The organism is Streptomyces sp. CWNU-52B (assembly GCF_047444975.1).
Taxonomy (GTDB): Bacteria; Actinomycetota; Actinomycetes; order Streptomycetales; family Streptomycetaceae; genus Streptomyces.
This window is the reverse complement of record NZ_JBLFJV010000066.1, coordinates 1-20,228: the sequence shown is the minus strand read 5'-3', so window position 1 is coordinate 20,228 and position 20,228 is coordinate 1. Positions and strand designations below refer to the sequence as shown.

Sequence of the window (20,228 nt, the reverse complement as noted above, 5' to 3'; positions counted from 1 at the left end):
GCAAGCCCCCCGTGATGCCGCAAAATCGTCGGCCAAGGCCCCAACCTGCACAAACGGCTGCCTCGGAGGCATAGCGGTGAGCGAGCACTACGTACGGGATCTTCGGTCGGTCGACGGGACGGAGGTCGCGCTGGTCGGCGGCAAGGGCGCGCACCTGGGCGGGCTGTCGCGGATCGACGGCATCCGCGTACCGCCGGGCTTCTGCGTGACGACGGACGCCTTCCGCCGGATCATGGCGCAGCAGCCGTCGCTGGACGATCTGCTCACCGAGCTGTCGCACCTGCCCCCGGACGACCGGAAGTCGATCGGCGCGCTCAGCGCAGAAATCCGCCGGACCGTGGAAGAGACCACGATCCCGGACGACCTGGCGGCGGCGATCACCGGCGCCCTCGCCGGCCACGGCGAGCGGGCGGCCTACGCGGTCCGGTCCAGCGCGACGGCGGAGGACCTGCCGACGGCCTCCTTCGCGGGCCAGCAGGACACGTACCTGAACGTCGTGGGCCCCGCGGAGATCCTCCGGCACATCAGCCGGTGCTGGGCCTCGCTGTTCACCGAGCGGGCCGTGGCGTACCGCAGCCGGAGCGGCGTCGACCACCGCGCGGTCCACATGGCCGTGGTCGTCCAGCGGATGGTCGTCCCCGCCGCGGCCGGCGTCCTGTTCACGGCCGACCCGGTCACCGGCAACCGCAAGGTGGCCACGGTGGACGCCGGCTTCGGCCTCGGCGAGGCACTGGTCTCCGGGTCGATGAACCCGGACGTCTTCACGGTGCGCGACGGCGAGGTGGTCGCCAGGAAGATCGCCGTGAAGCGACGCGCCGTGCGCGCCCTCCCCACGGGCGGTACGGGCGAGGTGGCGATCGAGCCGCACCGCCAGGAGCAGCCGACGCTGACGGATGCGCAGGCGGTACGACTCGTGGAGCTGGGGCGGCGGATCGAGGAGCACTTCGGCAGCCCGCAGGACATCGAGTGGTGCCTGACCGACGACGGCTTCGAGATGGTGCAGAGCCGCCCGATCACCACGCTGTTCCCGGTCCCGAAGGCCGAAGGCGACCAGGGAACGAACCACGTCTACGTCTCGGTCGGCCATGGGCAGATGATGACGGACCCCATGAAGCCGCTGGGCCTGTCCATGTGGCAGCTGACGGCGATGGTGCCGATGCACGCGGCGGGCGGACGGCTGTTCGTCGACGTCACCCGCCGCCTGGCCGCGCCGGGGAGCCGGGCGGCGCTCCTGGACGCGATGGGAAAGGGCGACCCGCTGATCAGGGACGCGCTGGAGACGGTCCTGGCCGACGGCTTCGTCGAGCCGCTCCAGGAAGAGACCCCTGGAGGCACATCGCCCAGAAGCACGTCACCCGGAGCGGGGAAGGCCGCCACCGAACCGGACCCGGGCATCGTCGACGAACTGATGGCCCGCAGCCGGGCCTCCGTCGCCGCGCTGGAGCAGGACATCGGGACGAAGAGCGGCCCGGCGCTGTTCGACTTCCTCCTGGAGTACTTCGACGAGCACAAACGGGCCCTGAGTGACCCGCTGAGCATGCAGGCGCTCATGGCGGGGATGGAGGCCACCTGGTGGCTGAACGACAAGCTGCAGGAATGGCTGGGCGAGAAGAACGCGGCCGACACGCTGACGCTGTCCGCGCCCGGCAACATCACGTCGGAGATGGGCCTGGCGCTGCTGGACGTGGCGGACACGATCCGCCCGCACCCGGAAGTCGTGGCGTTCCTCCAGCAGGTCGAGGACGACGACTTCCTGGACGCCCTGGCGGAACTCCCCGGCGGTGCCGAACCGCACGCCGCGATCGAGGCGTACCTCGACCGGTACGGCATGCGCTGCGTGGGCGAGATCGACATCACGAGGCCACGCTGGCGGGAACGCCCGGCCACCCTCGTCCCGGTGATCCTGGACAACGTAAGAAACTTCGAACGGGGCGCCGCGGAACGACGCTTCGAGGAAGGACGCAGGAAGGCCCTGGAAGCCGAAGAGAACATACTGCAACGCCTGCGCACCCTGCCGGACGACGGAGCGGGGAAGGCCGCCGAGACGAAGAGGATGATCGACCGGGTCCGCACGTTCATCGGCTACCGGGAGTACCCGAAGTACGGCATCGTCAGCCGCTACTTCGTCTACAAGCAGGCCCTGCTGAAGGAGGCGACCCGCCTCGTACAGGCAGACGTTCTCCCTGAGCCGGAGGACATCTACTACCTGACCTTCCAGGAACTCCACGACGTGGTGCGCTCGAACCGGGCGGACTGGGACCTCGTCCAGCGGCGCAAGGAGGAGTTCCGCTCCTACCACGCGCTCACACCGCCGCGGGTCCTCACCTCGGACGGCGAGGCCCTCACGGGGGCGTACCACCGCGACGACGCACCGCCCGGCGCCCTGATCGGCCTCCCGGTCTCCGCCGGCACCGTCGAGGGGCGGGCCCGCGTCATCCTGGACATGGCACAGGCCGACCTGGAAGCGGGCGACATCCTGGTCACCCCCCACACGGACCCCAGCTGGTCACCGCTGTTCGTCGGCATCGCGGGCCTGGTGACGGAGGTGGGCGGCCTGATGACCCACGGCGCGGTGATCGCCCGCGAGTACGGCCTCCCGGCCGTGGTGGGCGTGGACGGGGCCACGCGCCTGATCGAGGACGGCCGACAGATCCGCGTACACGGAACGGACGGCTACATCGAACTGCTCCCGGGCTGACCGGTTCTCCACCGCCCGAGCCGCAGCCGCAGCCGCAGTACGAACGGGAGCGGGCCGTGCCGGTGCGTCGCAGCCCGTCGCGTAGGGCTCCTGCAAGGAACCCCACCCTCCCAGGCGTACAGCAGTACACCCGGAAGGCGACGGGCTCGACGCACCGGCACGGCCCCGACCCCACACCACTCACCGCGGCCCCACCTACGTGGTGGACCGCCTCCGCCGCGACCCCGGCCGCCGCTCGCTCGGCCGGGTCACCGGGTCACCGGCGTCCAGTGCCGCGGCGCGGCGGCGCGTCCCGAACTCCGCCAGGGCCTCGGCCAGCCGGTGGACGGACGGCTCGGGTGACATGACGTCGACCCGCAGTCCGTGCTCCTCGGCCGTCTTGGCCGTGGCCGGGCCGATGCATGCGATCACGGTCACGTTGTGCGGCTTCCCGGCGATGCCCACCAGGTTCCGCACGGTGCTCGACGACGTGAACAGCACCGCGTCGAACCCGCCGCCCTTGATCGCCTCACGGGTGTCCGCGGGCGGCGGCGAGGCCCGTACCGTCCGGTAGGCCGTGACGTCGTCGACCTCCCAGCCCAGCTCGATGAGCCCGGCGACCAGCGTCTCCGTGGCGATGTCGGCACGCGGCAGGAACACCCGGTCGATCGGGTCGAAAACCGGATCGTAAGGAGGCCAGTCCTCCAGCAGACCGGCCGCCGACTGCTCACCGCTCGGCACCAGGTCCGGCTTCACACCGAAGGCGATCAGCGCCTTGGCGGTCTGCTCACCCACCGCCGCGACCTTGATCCCGGCGAAGGCCCGCGCGTCGAGCCCGTACTCCTCGAACTTCTCCCGTACGGCCTTGACGGCGTTCACCGACGTGAAGGCGATCCACTCGTACCGCCCCGTCACCAGGCCCTTGACGGCCCGCTCCATCTGCTGGGGCGTACGCGGCGGCTCGACGGCGATCGTCGGCACCTCGTGCGGCACGGCCCCGTACGACCGCAGCTGGTCGGAGAGCGACGCCGCCTGCTCCTTCGTCCGCGGCACGAGCACCTTCCAGCCGAACAGCGGCTTGGACTCGAACCACGACAACTGGTCGCGCTGCGCGGCGGAGGAACGCTCACCGACCACGGCTATCACCGGCCGGCCACCCTCGGGCGAGGGCAGCACCTTCGCCTGCTTCAGCGTCTGCGCGATCGTGCCGAGCGTCGCGGACCAGGTCCGCTGACGGGTCGTCGTACCGGCGACCGTGACGGCCATCGGGGTGTCCGGCTTCCGGCCGGCGGCCACGAGCTCGCCCGCCGTCGCCCCCACGGAATCGAGGGTCGCCGAGACGACCACGGTCCCGTCGGACGCGCCGACCTCGGTCCAGCAGCGCGCGGACGCCGTACGGGCGTCGACGAACCGCACGTCCGCACCCTCGGCGTCCCGCAGCGGCACACCCGCGTAGGCGGGCACGCCCAGCGCGGCGGCGACACCGGGAACGACCTCGAACGGCACGCCCGCGGCGGCGCAGGCGAGCATCTCGCCGGCGGCGTACGCGTCGAGCCCGGGGTCACCCGAGACCGCACGGACGACCCGCCTGCCGCCCCTCGCGGCCTCCATGACAATATTGGCCGCGTCCTTCGACGCGGGGACGCCAGAGGTGGTTGACGCACCGTCAACTACCTTCAGCTGAGGCGTGTCCGGGCTCGCGCCCGTATCGGTGTCGAGCACGGTGACGTTTCGTCTGGCGTGCGTGCGGACGACGTCGAGCACTTCGGGTTCGGCGACCAGGACATCCGCGTTCCCCAGCGCCTCCACGGCGCGCAGAGTCAGCAGTCCCGGATCCCCGGGTCCGGCACCGAGGAAGGTGACGTGCCCGTGTTCGAGGCCGATGGGAAGGGTGGTGGGGCTCAATGTGCTCGCTCCCCCATCAGACCGGCCGCGCCCTTGGCAAGCATCTCGGCAGCGAGTTCACGGCCGAGCGCCATTGCTTGGTCATGTGTCTCGGGCACGGGACCGGTGGTGGACAACTGCACCAGCGTCGAGCCGTCGGTCGTGCCGACGACGCCGCGCAGGCGCATTTCCTTGACAATCTGCCCGTCGGCCAGCAAGTCGGCGAAGGCACCCACAGGTGCGCTGCAACCGGCTTCCAGGGCGGCGAGCAGGGACCGCTCGGCGGTCACGGCGGCCCGGGTGTACGGGTCGTCGAGCTCGGCGAGCGCAGCGACGAGTGCGGTGTCCTGGGCGGTGTGCCCCGCCCTGCACTCGATCGCGAGGGCCCCCTGGCCGGGGGCGGGCAAAATCGTGTCGACCGGCAGGAAGTCGGTCACTTCGTCGGTGCGGCCGACGCGGCTGAGTCCGGCGGCGGCCAGTACGACCCCGTCCAGCTCTCCGTCGCGTACGAACCCGATACGGGTGTCGATGTTCCCGCGGATCGGAACGGTCTCGATCGTCATCCCGTGGTCACGCGCGTACGCGTTCAGCTGGGCCATGCGACGCGGCGAGCCGGTGCCGATCCTCGCCCCGTTCGGCAGCTGGGCGAACGTCAGTCCGTCGCGTGCGATCAGCACGTCACGCGGGTCCTCGCGGACGGGTACCGCGGCCAGCGCCAGGCCGTCGGACTCCTGGGTCGGCAGGTCCTTGAGGGAGTGGACGGCGAAGTCGACGTCACCGCGCAGCAGCGCGTCCCGCAGGGCGGTCACGAAGACGCCCGTGCCGCCGATCTGCGCGAGGTGCTCGCGGGAGGTGTCCCCGTAGGTCGTGATCTCCACGAGCTCGACGGGCCGTCCGGTCACCTGGCTCACGGCGTCCGCCACCTGACCGGACTGGGCCATGGCGAGTCTGCTCCGCCTGGTCCCGAGCCTCAGTGCCTGCTCAGTCATGCTCGCCCTCGGTTCTCGGCGCTCTCGAAGTTGCTGCTGTCGAAGATTGTGCCGTCGAAGCTCGTCGTGCCCGTGCCCGTACCGCCGAAGAGCGCACGGCCGAAGCCCTTAACACCGTCGCTGCCATCACTGCCGTCGTCGCTGTTGTCGCGGTTGTCGCTGCTGCCGTCACTGTCATCGCGGTTGTCGCTGTCCTCGCGGTCGTCGCTGTCATCGGCCCGCGAGACGGCGGCGACCGTCTCCTGGTCCAGGTCGAACAGGGTCCGCAGCGCGTCCGCGTACCCGGCGCCACCGGGCTCCGCGGCGAGCTGCTTGACCCGTACGGTCGGGGCGTGGAGCAGTTTGTCCACCACGCGTCGCACGGTCTGGGTGATCTCGCCGCGCTGCTTGTCGTCGAGGCCGGGCAGCCGTCCGTCGAGCCGGGCGATCTCGCCCGCGACGACGTCGGCCGCCATCGTGCGCAGCGCCACGACGGTCGGAGTGATGTGCGCGGCCCGCTGAGCGGCACCGAAGGCGGCGACCTCGTCGGAAACGATTCGCCGCACCTGGTCCACGTCGGACGCCATGGGCGCGTCGGCGGACTCGTCGGCGAGCGTCTCGATGTCCACGAGCCGCACCCCGGGCAGCCGGTGCGCGGCCGCGTCGATGTCACGGGGCATGGCGAGATCGAGCAGCGAGAGCACGGGGGTGGGCCGGGGCATCTCGGCGACGGGCTCGGGCCGGCGCCGCTCGGGCACCCGTCCGACGGCGGCCGAGGCGGCGGCGAGGGCGGCGATGGCGTCGGACTCGGCGGCGGGGTCGACCGCGGCGAAACCGCCGGGCGTCTCGGATCCCGTGCCGGAGTCCGCGGCGGACGCTCCCTTGTCGACCCAGGCGGCGTGCTGTTCCAGCTCGGTGGTGGCCATACCGGCCACGGCGGCCTCGCCGAGCACGGAGAACCCGGCGGTGCCCTGCACGCTGGAGAGGTCGAGGGGACAGTTCTCGTCGGTGCCGACGCCGGTGGCCGGCAGGCCGTCGCGTACGGCGGAGGCGTCCGGGGCGTCCGTACGGGACGCAGCAGCGCCACCGACGGCCGACGACGACGGCGAGACCGGGGCCGGAGCGGCAGGGGCAGCGGCCGGACGACACCGGCCCTCCATGGCCGCCGCGACGACCTCGGCCGTGAGGACGAGTCCGGTCGCGCCGGTGCACGACACGACGACGTCGGCACGTGTCAGTTCATCCGCGACCGCGTCGATCGGTACGGCGCGGGCGACCACGTCGGCGCCGGGGTCGAGATCGCAGGAACGCCGTCCGTACTGCTCCACGAGGAGCGTGGCGAGCCGCTCGGCCCGGTCGAACGTCCGGTTGGCGACGACCACTTCGGCCACTCCGGCGCGCGCGAGGGTGGCCGCGGCCAGCGAGGACATCGAGCCCGCGCCGATCACCAGGACCCGCTTGTCCCGGGCCCAGGCGTCGACTCCGGCGTCGGCCGCGAACTGTTCGAGGCCGAAGGTCACCAGGGACTGCCCGGCCCGGTCGATGCCGGTCTCCGAGTGGGCGCGCTTGCCGACCCGCAGCGCCTGCTGGAACAGCTCGTTCAGCAGCCGTCCCGCGGAGTGGACCTCCTGCGAGGTGGCGAGCGCGTCCTTGATCTGGCCGAGGATCTGCCCCTCGCCGATCACCATCGAGTCCAGCCCGCAGGCCACGGAGAAGAGGTGGTGGACGGCCCGGTCCTCGTAGTGCACGTACAGATGGGGAGTGAGCTCTTCGAGCCCGACCCCGCTGTGCAGGGCCAGCAACGTGGAGAGCTCGGCGACACCGGCGTGGAACTTGTCCACGTCGGCGTACAGCTCTATCCGGTTGCAGGTGGCGAGCACCGCGGCCTCGGTGGCCGGCTCGGCGGCGACCGTGTCCTGGAGCAGCTTGGTCTGGGCGTCCGCGGACAGCGCGGCGCGCTCCAGGACGCTGACCGGAGCGCTGCGGTGGCTCAGCCCGACGACGAGGAGACTCATGCGGGCATCACGGCGGGGACGTCCCCGTCGGGCCCTTTGCCGGCCTCCTTGGCCGCGGCGGCCTCGGCCGCGAGCACGGCGTCGGCCTGTGCGTCGGCCTCCTCGCCGGCCTTGCGCTGCTCGTGGAAGGCGAGGATCTGCAGTTCGATGGAGAGGTCGACCTTGCGCACGTCGACGCCGTCCGGAACGGACAGCACGGTCGGCGCGAAGTTCAGGATGGAGGTCACACCGGCGGCGACGAGCCGCTCGCAGACCTGCTGGGCCGCCCCGGCGGGGGTCGCGATGACACCGATCGACACACCGTTGTCGTCGATGATCTTTTCCAGCTGGTCGGTGTGCTGTACGGGGATGCCCGCGACGGGCTTCCCGGCCATCTCGGGATCGGCGTCGATCAGCGCCGCGACCCGGAACCCGCGTGAGGCGAACCCGCCGTAGTTGGCCAGGGCCGCGCCGAGGTTGCCGATACCGACGATCACGACCGGCCAGTCCTGGGTCAGACCCAGCTCGCGGGAGATCTGGTAGACGAGGTACTCGACGTCGTAACCCACACCGCGTGTCCCGTACGACCCGAGGTACGAGAAGTCCTTGCGGAGCTTGGCGGAGTTGACGCCCGCCGCGGCCGCGAGTTCCTCGGAGGAGACCGTGGGTACCGAGCGCTCCGACAGAGCGGTGAGGGCTCGGAGATACAGCGGAAGCCTGGCGACGGTGGCCTCGGGAATCCCTCGGCTGCGGGTCGCCGTTCGGTGAGTTCGGCCAGTTGCCACGGTGCTCCTGCGGGTAGCGCGGGGCTGCAGGCGGTCACACGTTCCCGGACCGCCCCGTCGAATGCAGGCTATGTCTTTGTGAACGCGTGCACAAAGATGGTGTCCGATTTGCCCGGCCAACGTGACCGGGGTCACGCACCCCCGGCGCACCCGTACGGAACCGGTACGCACGCACCTTTGTTCCTCACTTCTTGGGGGCAAAACCGCACACTCTCCTCTACGATCCCCGCCCCCGAGTCCGAACCGCCCTCGATCCTAAGTGACATTCCGGCCCCTTTGGACTACTCAGTCAGGCCACGGTCCGATTACTCCTGCGTCCCGGCAGCCGCGGTCACACCGCGAGCGCCCGCCTCAGCCGCGCCTCGTCCACCCGCCAGAACGTGTGCTGCGCCCCGTCCACCAGCACCACAGGGATCTGCTCCCAGTGCTCCTCGTACAGCTCCGCGTCCTGAGTGATGTCCTTCTTCTCCCAGGGCACCCCGAGCTCGGCGCAGACCTTCTCCACAACTCCCTGTGCGTCTTCACACAAATGACAGTCGGGCTTCCCGATCAACGTGACCAGCCGCTCCTGCGGCGCCTTCTTCTCCACCCGACGCTCACCACGCCGGAAAACAGGGCTCATGCGTCCCATTCTCCCGCAGGGGCGCCGGCGAGGGGGGCGCGGGGAACCGCGTGCGTCCAGCCCCACGCCGAGGCGGGAGGTGAGTTCTTTAACGGCCCGGTCTCAGAGAGTTCACGGCCTCCAAACCTCCCGACTCCAGACGCACCGAACAAACTGGCTATGCTCACGTCATGGCCGCTCTCGGATGGCTCACTCCCCGCAGGCGCTCCGCAACCGCACGCAGTGTGCTGGCAGGCGAGGCCTCGGCTGAGGCAGCGCGCAAGACCTCCCAGGAGCTGGAAGAGCTCGCGCACGAAGCCGCGCCCGAAGGCGCCGAACCGGAGTTCCCGGAGTTCCCGGTGTTCGGCGACGACCGGGCCGCCGCGTTCTTCGACCTGGACAACACCGTGATGCAGGGCGCCGCGCTGTTCCACTTCGGCCGCGGCCTCTACAAGCGGAAGTTCTTCGAGTCCCGCGACCTGTACCGGTTCGCCTGGCAGCAGGCCTGGTTCCGGCTGGCCGGCGTCGAGGACCCCGAGCACATGCAGGACGCCCGTGACTCCGCGCTGTCCATCGTCAAGGGCCACCGCGTCGCCGAACTGATGTCGATCGGCGAGGAGATCTACGACGAGTACATGGCCGAGCGCATCTGGCCCGGCACCCGCGCCCTGGCCCAGGCCCACCTGGACGCCGGCCAGAAGGTGTGGCTCGTCACGGCCGCCCCGGTCGAGATCGCCACGGTGATCGCCCGCCGCCTCGGCCTGACCGGCGCGCTCGGCACGGTCGCGGAGTCGGTGGACGGCGTCTACACCGGCAAGCTCGTCGGTGAACCGCTGCACGGCCCCGCCAAGGCGGAGGCGGTACGCGCGCTGGCCTCGGCGGAGGGGCTGGACCTCGGCCGCTGCGCCGCGTACAGCGACTCCCACAACGACATCCCGATGCTGTCGCTGGTCGGGCACCCCTACGCGATCAACCCGGACGCCAAGCTCCGCAAGCACGCCCGCAGGCTCGACTGGCGGCTGCGCGACTACCGCACGGGCCGCAAGGCGGCGAAGGTCGGGATTCCGGCGGCCGCCGGGGTCGGAGCGGTCGCCGGTGGCACCGCCGCGGCGATCGCCCTGCACCGCCGTCGCCGCTGACGCTCCTCGGCGCCGCCCCGCACATGTCACAGCCCCCGCGCCCCTTCGGGGGCGCTCCGTCACGTTGACGGCACCCGGCCACAACACGCCCCGGACTCAGACGTAACACGGGCTGATTCGATCAACAACCGGTCATGATCCGGCACTTGATCAGGTGTCATTCAGTTGCAGAAGCGACGTAATCGATGATTTTAGCAACTGGGTGTAGTGCTGCCTGTACGAAGCGTTATTCTCCTCAGACGCATAACGGACCCCACTCTTCGCCACGAAGAGTGAACGGTCCTGTACTGCACGTGATGGAAGCTCTGCCTCTGGGAGTCCCGTGTACCCACACGTCGGGGTTGACGCCTCGGGCCTGGCTACGCTGCGCGCAACGGTCCTGGACCGCTTGCGCGGCTTCGTCCCCACCGCGTACGCCGTCCCCGCCCTCGCTGTCTCCATCGCGCCCGTCGGCCCGTGCTACGCACTGGCGGACGGCAGCGCGGCGGTAGGCAGACGAGGACGTTCGAGCGCGCCAGCCACCCCCGCACGCCGCCCGGCCGCAGACAGTGACAGCGCCCGGATGATGGACCTAGTGGAGCGCGCACAGGCCGGGGAGGCCGATGCCTTCGGCCGGCTCTACGACCAGTACAGCGACACTGTGTACCGCTACATCTATTACCGCGTCGGCGGGAAGGCGACCGCGGAAGACCTGACGAGCGAGACGTTCCTGCGCGCACTGCGCCGCATCGGGACGTTCACCTGGCAGGGCCGTGACTTCGGCGCCTGGCTGGTCACCATCGCCCGCAACCTCGTCGCGGACCACTTCAAGTCGAGCCGCTTCCGGCTCGAAGTGACCACCGGCGAAATGCTCGACGCCAACGAGGTCGAGCGCTCACCCGAGGACTCCGTCCTGGAGTCCCTCTCGAACGCGGCACTGCTGGACGCCGTACGCCGCCTCAACCCGCAGCAGCAGGAATGCGTGACCCTGCGCTTCCTCCAGGGCCTCTCGGTCGCCGAGACCGCCCGGGTCATGGGCAAGAACGAGGGCGCGATCAAGACCCTCCAGTACCGGGCGGTGCGCACCCTGGCACGGCTCCTCCCGGAAGACGCCCGCTGAGACACCCCCACGGCCGTCCGCAGCCCCCGGTACGGCTCCGCACGGAACCCGTCCGGAACCCCGTAGGGAACCCCGCACGGGGTTCCCTACGTTCCGCGACGCCCAACTCACCGTCCGTGAAAGTCTGTTGACTTCACGGTCCGATCATCCGTCGTCCGTAACCCAAGTGCCGAGCCGCTCGTTGTGCGGGATACAGGCTCCCTGTGGTCACACCCTGACCGTCTTCGATCACTCGATCGAGTCGTCGTGGTCAGCGGGTGGGACCCTCAGGACCCCCTGGGGAGCCGATCCGTCATGACGAGAGGAGGTGCCGCCAGTGATCGCGAACGTATCGGCGCACCGGCGGACGAACGCCTTCGCCCAGGCCCTGGAGGAGCAGTCCGACAGGGACTCCGACAGGGACACGGCGGCCGAGCAGTCCGAAGGACCTGCTCCGGCCGCCGCGGACCGGCCCGAGCAGAGCCGGATGCTGTCCCTGGCGACCGGCCTCGGCGAGCTGCCCAAACCAGTGATGGACCCCGAGGTCAAGGTCGTCCAGAGAGCTCAGCTGGTGGCCGCGATGGAGGCCATGCTGCTGGAGGGCACGGCCGCGGGCGGCGAAGCAGCGGGCCCTTCGGTGCCCGAGCAGCGGGCCCAGCGGGGCAGGGGCGCGCACCGGGCGACAGGTCTGGGGAAATTGCGGCCCCGTTCCCGGCTGTCGAAGGGGCTCGCCGCCGGCGGGCTCACCGTGGGTGTGGCCGCCGGAGCCTTCAGCGGGGTCGCCGCTGCCAGTTCCGACGCCCTGCCCGGTGACTCGCTCTACGGGCTCAAGCGCGGCATGGAGGACCTCAAGCTGGGCATGGCCGACGGCAACAGCAACCGCGGCGAGCTCTACCTCGACCAGGCCTCCACCCGGCTGAGCGAGGCGCGCCGGCTGATGGAGCGCGGCCGCTCCGGCGACCTGAACCACGAGTCCCTGGGCGAGATCCGGCGCGCGCTGTCCGGCATGCAGCACGACGCCTCCGAGGGCCACCGCCTACTGCACGACGCCTATGAGCGGGACCCGGACTCCCTGGGCCCCATCCAGGCGCTCTCCGCCTTCTCGCAGTCCCACCGGGACGCCTGGGGCACCCTGCGCGACCGGCTGCCCGTCCAGCTCGGCGACGTCAGCCGCCAGGTCAGCTCGGTCTTCGACGCCATAGAGGAAGAGGTCGAACCGCTGCGCGCGCTGTTCCCGCAGCCGCCCGTCCAGGAGGGCACCGGCCGGCACCGCGGCCCGAGTTCGGACTCCCCCGGCTCGTCCGGTGCGGACCGCTCGGCCCCGCCCAGCGCCTCCGGCGGCGACTCGTCCGACGGCACCGGGACCGAGAGCGGCAAGCCCAAGCCGTCCTCGTCCAAGACCGCGGACGACGGTCTGCTCGGCGGCAGCACGGGCGGTCTCCTCGACCCGCCCAAGGACGACGCCACCACCACCCCGTCGGGCAAGGCCACGCCGTCCCCCGAGCCGGACGTGACCCTGCCGCCTCTGCTCCCGGGGCTGCTCCCGGGCCTGGGCATCGACAGCGAGGACGCGGACTAGGCTCCGCCGATACGCGGATGGGGCGCCCCTTTCTGAAAAGGGGCGCCCCATCCGCGTACACACAGACCGTCGGTCGGAAGACCGAAGGCCGTCGGTCGGAGGAACTCGGTCAGAAGAACACCGAACGGCGCTGTACGAGCAGCTTGTAGAGCGTGTGCTGGATCTGCTCTCTCACCTGGTCCGTCAGGTTGAACATCAGCATCGGGTCCTCGGCCGCCTCCGGCGGATAGCCGTCCGTCAGGATCGGCTCGCCGAACTGGATCGTCCACTTGGTCGGCAGCGGCACCGCGCCCAGCGGCCCGAGCCACGGGAAGGTCGGCGTGATCGGGAAGTACGGGAACCCGAGCAGCCGCGCGAGGGTCTTCGCGTTGCCGAGCATCGGGTAGATCTCCTCCGCGCCCACGATCGAGCACGGGATGATCGGCGTGCCCTGGCGCAGCGCGGTCGACACGAACCCGCCACGCCCGAAGCGCTGGAGCTTGTAGCGCTCGCTGAAGGGCTTGCCGATGCCCTTGAAGCCCTCCGGCATCACACCGACCAGTTCGCCGCGCTGCAGCAGGCGTTCGGCGTCCTCCGCGCACGCGAGGGTGTGGCCGGCCTTGCGGGCCAGCTCGTTGACCACGGGCAGCATGAAGACGAGGTCGGCCGCGAGCAGCCGCAGATGCCGGTTCTCGGGGTGGTTGTCGTGGACCGCCACCTGCATCATCAGGCCGTCCAGCGGCAGCGTCCCCGAGTGGTTGGCGACGATCAGCGCCCCGCCCTCCGACGGGATGTTCTCGATGCCCTTCACCTCCACGCGGAAGTACTTCTCGTAGAGGGGGCGCACCAGGGACATCAGGACCTGCTCGGTGAGCTCCTGGTCGTAACCGAAGTCGTCGACCTCGTAGTCACCCGTCAGGCGCCGCCGCAGGAACGACAGACCGCCGGCGACGCGCTGCTCCCAGCCGTCGCCCCGCGGCTTCTCCCCGGCGGCCGGGTCGACAACCGGATCGAGAGCCGGATCGGCGGCTGGTTCCTCACGTGTCACAGGAACATCATCCTGCTGAATCGTTCGTGCGGGCAGGGGCTGGACCTCGTGAACCGCCGTGGGCTCGCCCTTGCGCCTGCTCCCGGCGCTCCGGCGCCGCGCGGGCCGTTGTACGGCACTTCCGCGGGACCGGTCGTCGTCGAACGGAATGACCTTGGCGTCCGCCATCGTTGATGCGCTCCTCGGTTGGCGCTCAGTTGGCGCTCTGCGTCGGGGGGTGGCCACCGCCCAGTGCGGGCAGTGCGGCGATCCGGTCGACGGCCCCCGCAAGGGCCTCGGGGGGCAGCAGTCCGGAGCCCCGGCTGCGGGCGAAGTCCGCGAACGCCTCCGCCGTGGTGAACTTCGGCCGGTAACCGAGCGTCTCGCGCATCTGTTTCGTCGCCACGACCCGGCCATGAGTCAGCAGCCTCAGCTGCTCGGGCGAGAAGTCCGTCATGCCCAGCGTACGCAGTGCCGAGCCCACCCAGCTGATCGCGGGCATCAGCACCGGGACGGTGGGCCGGCCCAGCCTGCGCGCGCACTGCGAGAGCAACAGGACGCCGTCCCCGGTGATGTTGAACGTGCCGCTGTTGAGCGTGCCGCGCTGCGGCTCGTGCGAGGCGATCCGCAGGACGTCGATCACGTCGTCCTCGTGCACGAACTGCAGCCGCGGGTCGTAGCCGAGGACGGTCGGCAGCACGGGCAGCGAGAAGTACTCGGCGAGCGGGGTGTCCGCGCTCGGCCCGAGGATGTTGGCGAACCGCAGCACGCACACGGCGACGTCGGGCCGGCGCCGCGCGAAGCCGCGTACGTACCCCTCGACCTCGACGGTGTCCTTCGCGAAGCCGCCGCTGGGCAGCGACTTCGGCGAGGTCGTCTCGGTGAAGACGGCGGGGTCGCGGGGGGCGGCCCCGTAGACGTTCGTGCTGGACTTCACGACCAGTCGCTTGACCGTCGGGGACTTCTGGCAGGCGCCGAGCAGCTGCATCGTGCCGATGACGTTGGTCTCCTTGACCGAGGCCCGGCTTCCGCTGCCCAGCGGGGTGCCCGTCACGTCCATGTGCACGACCGTGTCCACGGAGTGCTCGGCCAGCAGCCTGGCGATCGTGGGCTGCCTTATGTCGGCCCGTACGAAGTCCGCTCCGCCCAGGTGGTGCTCCGGCGCGACCGCGTCCACGGCGACCACCCGGTCCACTTCGGGGTCACGCTGGATCCGTCGTACGAACCGGCCCCCCAGTTGACGGGCCACTCCGGTCACGAGCACGACCTTCCCCAAGATCAGCGCCTTCCTTCCAGCCGTCGACGACACTTGCCCGTACTCTGCCGTGTTCCCCGTGTCGGTCACGTTAGCGGGTCGGTGTCGCACTGGGATGACTGCCCGATGCACGAAGTCACGGCACCTCGGGACATACGACCAGACCAAGCCATTCGCCGGACGGAACATACGCCCGGACACACGCACGGCGTTCGTGCAGTCGGACGGAAAGGGCGTCGGCGGGTTGCAGGACCTGCCGGGGGGGGCGTTGCCGGGTCTGCGGGTGCCGCGGGCCGAAATGCGAGCGAAAACGGCTGTGGCCCCCCACCGGTCGGTGGGGGGCCACAGAGCGCACTGTCGCGGCGTCGCCCACGCCCCGCTCTCGCGTGGTGGGCGACCGCCGCGTATCGCGACTACTTCTTGTTGCGACGCTGAACGCGAGTGCGCTTGAGCAGCTTGCGGTGCTTCTTCTTGGCCATCCGCTTACGCCGCTTCTTGATAACAGAGCCCACGACTACCCTCGCTCACTTCTCTTTACTCGCTGCTGGGCTGCATGGGCCCACACGACTTATGAGGGGCCAGCCTACCCGTCTGAGCGCCGAGGTTGTAATCGAGGGGTTCCGGGTGAAATCCCGGGGACGCGATCATGCCTCCCCGGGACGTCGCCGGACCGCCGTCAGGCTGTCTCCACCCCCACATACGACTCGCGGAGGTACTCGTGAACCGCTTGCTCCGGGACGCGGAATGACCTCCCCACCCGGATCGCGGGCAGATGACCGCTGTGCACCAAGCGGTACACGGTCATCTTCGACACTCGCATCACCGAGGCGACTTCCGCCACGGTAAGGAACTGAACCTCGTTCAGAGGCCTCTCGCCAGCAGCCATGACACACCTGAACCTTCCGCACTCGACGGTCCCCGGCTTCCCCTTCCGGTGACACTTCGTCGTTGCGTGCTCACTCCCCAGAGTAGGGGCGGGTGATGCGAGTGGGGAAGAGGAGCCCCCATCGGCGGCCTACTGTGACAGACACGCTCGATTGAGTACATAGCGAGTAAGCGGTCGGTAGTAATCAGACCGCACAGCGTCATCAAGTGGAACGACGACGGACACCCGCCCCTCTGCCTCGCCGACGAACAGCGCGGGATCGTCGGTGTCGCCGAGACCGATGGCCTCGAACCCCAGCTGACCTGCCCCGCAGACCCATCCGTGGTCCCCCACCACGAGTTCCGGGAGGGGCCCGCCGGCCGCCGCGGCGGCCGCCAGGGCCGCCCGAACCGGGAGAGGTGAGTGGGTGTGCGCGCCGGTCTCGCGACCGGCGCCCCGCACCCCGGGTTCTCGCACCAACGCGACTCCCCGTACGTAGTCAAGGTTGTACGTGCGTAGACCGAACCGGGTCGTTATGTCGACACAGTGACCATGCGCGGGGGTGAGGACGGCACACCCGGCCGCCGACAGAGCGTCCGCGAGAGCGGCGTAGAAACCGATCAGTCGGTGCGGATGTCCGGTGCCGAGCAGTACCGGCGAACGGTTCCGCACGGCCTGCCCGAGCCGCTCCGCGAAGGCGTCGAGCGCCTCCAGGGTCCGATCAGGATCGATCACGTCGAACCCGGAGGTGTGCCGAGGATCGGCCGATACACCACACTTGTCCGCCATCAAAGCGATCAGATCAGGCTGTCGCCAAGTCCATTCAGGATCAAGCCCGATCGTCACCCGCGGATCCCGAGCCGCGAACAGCCGATAACTCCTGAGACTCGCCTCACGCGAGGTGGCCACCGTGCCGGCCAGCCTCGCCGCCAGCAGATGCGCCCGCAACACCCCGGTACTCAACACGCCCCGATGCTGCCGCACATACGCCACCCCGACCCCCAGAACCCCGGGAACACCCCACAGTTGGCGTAACACAACCGCCGGCCCGTCCGGCGCCGGACCTTCCAGCCCCTCCGGCGTTTGAGGAGCGGGGGTTCGGGGGCGGAGCCCCCGATCAGTGACGGGAAGGGTAGGGGCGGCGGGGGCGAAAGAAGCCCGTGGAACGAGCCCCCCGCCCAGGCGCTACGCCAGCAACCCCCGCAGAGGAAACACGGCCCGCCGAGCGGCCAACACCGCCTGATCCAGCCGATCCGCGGGGTCATACCCCGCATCCCACCCCGCCCAGACCACCGGCCACCGCCCGTCAGTCATCCGCGCGGGCCCCAACTGCCGCGTACGAGCGAACACTTCCTGCCGCCACCCCTCGGGAACGACCGACTCGGGCGCCACCTCCCGCCCCGCCGCGATCGCCACCAGATGCGTCCAGGACCGCGGCACGACGTCCACCACGGCATACCCGCCCCCGCCGAGGGCGACCCACCGCCCCTCCGCGTACTCGTGCGCCAGCTCGTGACAGGCCACCTGCACGGCCCGCTGCGCGTCCAGCGACACGGCGAGATGGGCGAGCGGATCCTCGAAGTGCGTATCGGCTCCGTGCTGGGTGACCAGCACCTGCGGCCGGAAGTCGGCGATCAGCTCCGGTACGACGGAGTGGAAGGCCCGCAGCCACCCCGCGTCCCCGGTCCCGGCGGGCAGCGCCACGTTCACGGCGGAGCCCTCCGCACCCGAGGCCCCGGTCTCCTCGGGCCACCCGGTCTGCGGGAACAGGGTCCGCGGATGCTCGTGCAGCGACACCGTCAGCACTCGCGGGTCCTCCCAGAAGGCGGCCTGCACGCCGTCCCCGTGGTGCACGTCCACATCCACGTACGCGATCCGCTCGGCCCCGAGCTCAAGCAGCCGGGCGATGGCCAGCGCGGCGTCGTTGTAGATGCAGAAACCGGACGCGGCGCCGGGCATCGCGTGGTGCAGCCCGCCCGCGAAGTTCACCGCGTGCAGCGCCTCACCGCGCCACACGGCCTCCGCGGCGCCCACGGACTGCCCGGCGATCAGGGCGGACACCTCGTGCATACCGGCGAAGGCGGGATCGTCCACGGTGCCGAGGCCGTACGCGCTGTCGGCGGCCCCGGGGTCCACGGAGGCGGCCTTGACCGCCTCGACGTAGTCCTCTCTGTGCACCAGCCGCAACGTCGAGTCCCCCGCGGCCTTGGCCGCGACGACATCCATCTCCCGGTCGAGCCCGAAGGCGTCGACCAGGCGCCGGGTCAGTGCCAGCCGGACCGGATCCATCGGATGGTCCGGGCCGAAGTCATAGCCCGTTACTGCCTCGTCCCACATCAGCTGTGCGCGGCCACTCATGCCCGTCACCGTATCCGGAAGGCCCAGAAGCGAACGACCGGGCGTACAAGAGGGTCACCAGCACCAACGTCATCGGTACGAGCATCGCCCCGCGGTAGCTCCACGCATCGCCCAGCGCCCCCACGAGGGGTGACCCGACCAGAAACCCGACATAGTTGAAGATGTTCAGCCGGGCGATGGCCGCGTCGGCCGCTCCGGGGAACAGCCTCCCCGCCGCCGCGAAGGTCTGCGGCACGATCACACACAGCCCGAACCCCACGAGGGTGAAGCCGAGCATCCCGACCCAGGCCCCCGGCGCCCCCGCCACCACCGCGAAGCCCACGGCCGCGACCAGCGCCCCCGCCCGTACGACCGCCACGGCCCCGAACCGCCGCACTCCGAGGTCCCCCACCGCCCGCCCGAGCAGTGTGGTGACCATGTAGACGTTGTACGGAACGGTCGCCAGCTGCTCCGAGCTGCCGAGGACGTCCTGCAGATACTTGGCGCTCCAGTTGGAGACGGTCGAGTCGCCGATGTAGGCGAAGGACATCACCAGGCACAGCGGCAGCAGCAGCTTGAACCCCACCCCCGCACCACCGCCCTCACCGGCCCCACCGGTCCCACCGGCCTCCTGGCCCTTCCCTGGCCCAGTCGGGTCGGTCCCGGCCCCGTCGACGTACCACCGGCTCGCCACCAGCGCGGCGGGCAGCACCACGACCACGACGGGCAGGTAGGACACGAACAGCGCGAGATCCCAGTGCGCCCCGACCCACGCGAGCGACGCCCCGACGATCCCGCCGAGGCTGTACGCGGCATGGAAGCCGAGCATGATGCTGCGCCCGTAGGTGTGCTGGAGGCTCACTCCGAGCATGTTCATGGACGCGTCGAGGGCTCCGACGGCCAGCCCGAAGGCGGCGAGCGAGAGCCCGAGCGCCCACAGCCCGTCACCGGCCCCCACCCCGAGCAGCGCGAGCAGCACGACGGGCTGGGACCAGCGCAGTACGTGGCTGGGCGGCACCCGCTTCACCAGGTGCTCGGTGCAGACGCTCCCGGCGCCGGCCAGGACCGGTACGGCGGCGAGGAAGGCGGGCAGCAGCCCGTCGGACACCCCGTACCGGTCCTGGATGGCCGGGATACGGGTGACGAGCAGCGCAAAGGCGACGCCCTGGGCGAAGAAGCTGAACGCCAACGAAGCCCGACCACGCCTCAGCACGTCTGTCATGGCGGCTCAGCGTAGGGGTCAGGCTTACTCGTGGGTAGATGCCGCAGAAGATGAGTTTCGCTCAGCTTCGGCGGTTCGGCGGCGCGTCAGCTCTGGAGCAGGCCCGTCAGCTCGCTCATCTCCCCGAAGAGCAGGTCGGCCTCCACCAGCCGGTCCGCCGGTGTCATCGCCGTGAAGCCGTACACGTCCATCCCCGCGGCGACGGCCGCCCGCACGCCGAGCGGGCTGTCCTCGACGACGAGGCACTTCCGCGGGGGCACTCCCATCCGCGCGGCCGCGTACAGGAAGAGGTCCGGGGCCGGCTTCCCTCGTCCGACGTCCTGCGAGCTGAAGACACGCTCGTCGTCGAACCACCGGTCCAACCCGGTCCTGCGGTGCCCCACCCGGATCCGCTCATGGCTCCCGGAGGAGGCCACGCAGTACGGAGTCCCGTCCGCGGCCAGCTTCTCCAGGACCTCCACGACTCCGGGCACCGGCTCCAGCTCCCGTTCGAAGGCGGCGAACACCCGCTGGTGGAAGACGTCGTCGAAGTCGGCCGGCAGCCGCTGCCCGGTCCGCTCCTCGACCAGGTCGTGTACGCGATGCATGGCGGCCCCCATGTAGTCGCGCAGGGAGTCCTCGTACGAGGTGGGGTGACCGAGCTCGGTGAGATACGCGGCGAGAAGCGTGTTGGAGATCGGCTCGCTGTCCACGAGGACGCCGTCGTTGTCGAAGATCACCAGGTCGTAGCGCATGACAAAGAACCTAAAGGTAGGAGGAGTCTTCGCGGGTAGGGGGTCCGCACGGGAACGCAAAAAAGCCCCCGCACCGAAGTGCGGGGGCTCTCTCACAATAATTG

Annotated in this window: 16 protein-coding genes and 1 pseudogene; 4 read left to right on the top strand and 13 right to left on the bottom strand. The window is 70.4% G+C overall.

Going from position 1 to position 20,228, the window contains the following annotated elements:
- The first annotated feature begins 76 nt into the window (after positions 1 to 76).
- Positions 77 to 2,698, top strand: coding sequence for a rifamycin-inactivating phosphotransferase (gene rph, locus ACLVWQ_RS39650; protein ID WP_414114182.1), 2,622 nt, complete (start codon positions 77 to 79; stop codon positions 2,696 to 2,698).
- Positions 2,699 to 2,893: 195 nt separating this feature from the next.
- Here rph and ACLVWQ_RS39645 read toward each other — a convergent pair whose 3' ends face one another.
- The 5 genes and pseudogenes from ACLVWQ_RS39645 to ACLVWQ_RS39625 form a co-directional block, all read right to left on the bottom strand.
- Positions 2,894 to 4,582 carry a uroporphyrinogen-III synthase gene (locus ACLVWQ_RS39645; RefSeq protein WP_414114181.1) on the bottom strand — a complete coding sequence of 563 codons (1,689 nt, stop codon included), beginning with the start codon at positions 4,580 to 4,582 and terminating at the stop codon, positions 2,894 to 2,896.
- Positions 4,579 to 5,550 carry a hydroxymethylbilane synthase gene (gene hemC, locus ACLVWQ_RS39640; protein WP_414114180.1) on the bottom strand — a complete coding sequence of 324 codons (972 nt, stop codon included), beginning with the start codon at positions 5,548 to 5,550 and terminating at the stop codon, positions 4,579 to 4,581. Before hemC ends, ACLVWQ_RS39645 begins: the two co-directional genes overlap by 4 nt.
- 194 nt (positions 5,551 to 5,744) lie before the next feature.
- A pseudogene (locus tag ACLVWQ_RS39635) lies at positions 5,745 to 7,544 on the bottom strand (glutamyl-tRNA reductase); the annotation flags it as partial.
- Positions 7,541 to 8,308, bottom strand: coding sequence for a redox-sensing transcriptional repressor Rex (locus ACLVWQ_RS39630; protein WP_414114179.1), 768 nt, complete (start codon positions 8,306 to 8,308; stop codon positions 7,541 to 7,543). The gene ACLVWQ_RS39630 and the pseudogene ACLVWQ_RS39635, both read right to left, overlap by 4 nt.
- A gap of 331 nt (positions 8,309 to 8,639) precedes the next feature.
- A complete protein-coding gene (locus ACLVWQ_RS39625; protein WP_414114178.1) occupies positions 8,640 to 8,939 on the bottom strand; it encodes a glutaredoxin family protein in 300 nt (99 codons plus the stop codon).
- Positions 8,940 to 9,100: 161 nt separating this feature from the next.
- Between ACLVWQ_RS39625 and ACLVWQ_RS39620 the strand changes: the two genes are divergently transcribed.
- The 3 genes from ACLVWQ_RS39620 to ACLVWQ_RS39610 all read left to right on the top strand — a co-directional run bounded on the left by ACLVWQ_RS39620 (position 9,101) and on the right by ACLVWQ_RS39610 (position 12,705).
- Positions 9,101 to 10,048 carry an HAD family hydrolase gene (locus ACLVWQ_RS39620; protein ID WP_414114177.1) on the top strand — a complete coding sequence of 316 codons (948 nt, stop codon included), beginning with the start codon at positions 9,101 to 9,103 and terminating at the stop codon, positions 10,046 to 10,048.
- A gap of 322 nt (positions 10,049 to 10,370) precedes the next feature.
- Positions 10,371 to 11,147, top strand: coding sequence for an ECF subfamily RNA polymerase sigma factor, BldN family (locus tag ACLVWQ_RS39615; protein WP_414114176.1), 777 nt, complete (start codon positions 10,371 to 10,373; stop codon positions 11,145 to 11,147).
- A 316-nt stretch (positions 11,148 to 11,463) separates the two neighbouring features.
- Complete coding sequence (locus ACLVWQ_RS39610) at positions 11,464 to 12,705, top strand: DUF5667 domain-containing protein (protein WP_414114175.1); 1,242 nt, start codon at positions 11,464 to 11,466, stop codon at positions 12,703 to 12,705.
- Positions 12,706 to 12,814: 109 nt separating this feature from the next.
- Here ACLVWQ_RS39610 and ACLVWQ_RS39605 read toward each other — a convergent pair whose 3' ends face one another.
- From ACLVWQ_RS39605 to ACLVWQ_RS39570, 8 genes are all read right to left on the bottom strand, one after another.
- Entirely contained in the window at positions 12,815 to 13,900 is a 1,086-nt protein-coding gene (locus ACLVWQ_RS39605; protein ID WP_414114174.1) for a lysophospholipid acyltransferase family protein, read from the bottom strand.
- A gap of 25 nt (positions 13,901 to 13,925) precedes the next feature.
- Positions 13,926 to 14,987, bottom strand: coding sequence for an NAD-dependent epimerase/dehydratase family protein (locus ACLVWQ_RS39600; RefSeq protein WP_414114173.1), 1,062 nt, complete (start codon positions 14,985 to 14,987; stop codon positions 13,926 to 13,928).
- Positions 14,988 to 15,379: 392 nt separating this feature from the next.
- On the bottom strand, positions 15,380 to 15,478 hold the full coding sequence (locus tag ACLVWQ_RS39595) for a 30S ribosomal protein bS22 (protein ID WP_003948845.1): 99 nt from the start codon (positions 15,476 to 15,478) through the stop codon (positions 15,380 to 15,382).
- 164 nt (positions 15,479 to 15,642) lie between these two features.
- A complete protein-coding gene (locus ACLVWQ_RS39590) occupies positions 15,643 to 15,852 on the bottom strand; it encodes a helix-turn-helix domain-containing protein (RefSeq protein ID WP_093781815.1) in 210 nt (69 codons plus the stop codon).
- 129 nt (positions 15,853 to 15,981) lie between these two features.
- Positions 15,982 to 16,797 carry a phosphatase gene (locus ACLVWQ_RS39585; protein ID WP_414114172.1) on the bottom strand — a complete coding sequence of 272 codons (816 nt, stop codon included), beginning with the start codon at positions 16,795 to 16,797 and terminating at the stop codon, positions 15,982 to 15,984.
- Positions 16,798 to 17,016: 219 nt separating this feature from the next.
- Entirely contained in the window at positions 17,017 to 18,189 is a 1,173-nt protein-coding gene (locus ACLVWQ_RS39580; RefSeq protein WP_414114171.1) for an acetoin utilization protein AcuC, read from the bottom strand.
- Positions 18,140 to 19,390, bottom strand: coding sequence for an MFS transporter (locus tag ACLVWQ_RS39575; RefSeq protein WP_414114170.1), 1,251 nt, complete (start codon positions 19,388 to 19,390; stop codon positions 18,140 to 18,142). The genes ACLVWQ_RS39580 and ACLVWQ_RS39575 overlap by 50 nt, the downstream gene beginning before the upstream one ends.
- An 86-nt stretch (positions 19,391 to 19,476) precedes the next feature.
- Positions 19,477 to 20,124, bottom strand: a complete 648-nt coding sequence (locus tag ACLVWQ_RS39570; RefSeq protein WP_414114169.1) for an HAD family hydrolase — start codon at positions 20,122 to 20,124, stop codon at positions 19,477 to 19,479.
- Positions 20,125 to 20,228 lie beyond the last annotated feature (104 nt).

Coding starts and splice junctions, on each gene's coding strand:
- hemC (WP_414114180.1), bottom strand. CDS start 5,550: ATGACTGAGCAGGCACTGAGGCTCGGGACCAGGCGGAGCAGACTCGCC.
- ACLVWQ_RS39625 (WP_414114178.1), bottom strand. CDS start 8,939: ATGGGACGCATGAGCCCTGTTTTCCGGCGTGGTGAGCGTCGGGTGGAG.
- ACLVWQ_RS39620 (WP_414114177.1), top strand. CDS start 9,101: ATGGCCGCTCTCGGATGGCTCACTCCCCGCAGGCGCTCCGCAACCGCA.
- ACLVWQ_RS39605 (WP_414114174.1), bottom strand. CDS start 13,900: ATGGCGGACGCCAAGGTCATTCCGTTCGACGACGACCGGTCCCGCGGA.
- ACLVWQ_RS39590 (WP_093781815.1), bottom strand. CDS start 15,852: ATGGCTGCTGGCGAGAGGCCTCTGAACGAGGTTCAGTTCCTTACCGTG.
- ACLVWQ_RS39580 (WP_414114171.1), bottom strand. CDS start 18,189: ATGAGTGGCCGCGCACAGCTGATGTGGGACGAGGCAGTAACGGGCTAT.
- ACLVWQ_RS39575 (WP_414114170.1), bottom strand. CDS start 19,390: ATGACAGACGTGCTGAGGCGTGGTCGGGCTTCGTTGGCGTTCAGCTTC.
- ACLVWQ_RS39570 (WP_414114169.1), bottom strand. CDS start 20,124: ATGCGCTACGACCTGGTGATCTTCGACAACGACGGCGTCCTCGTGGAC.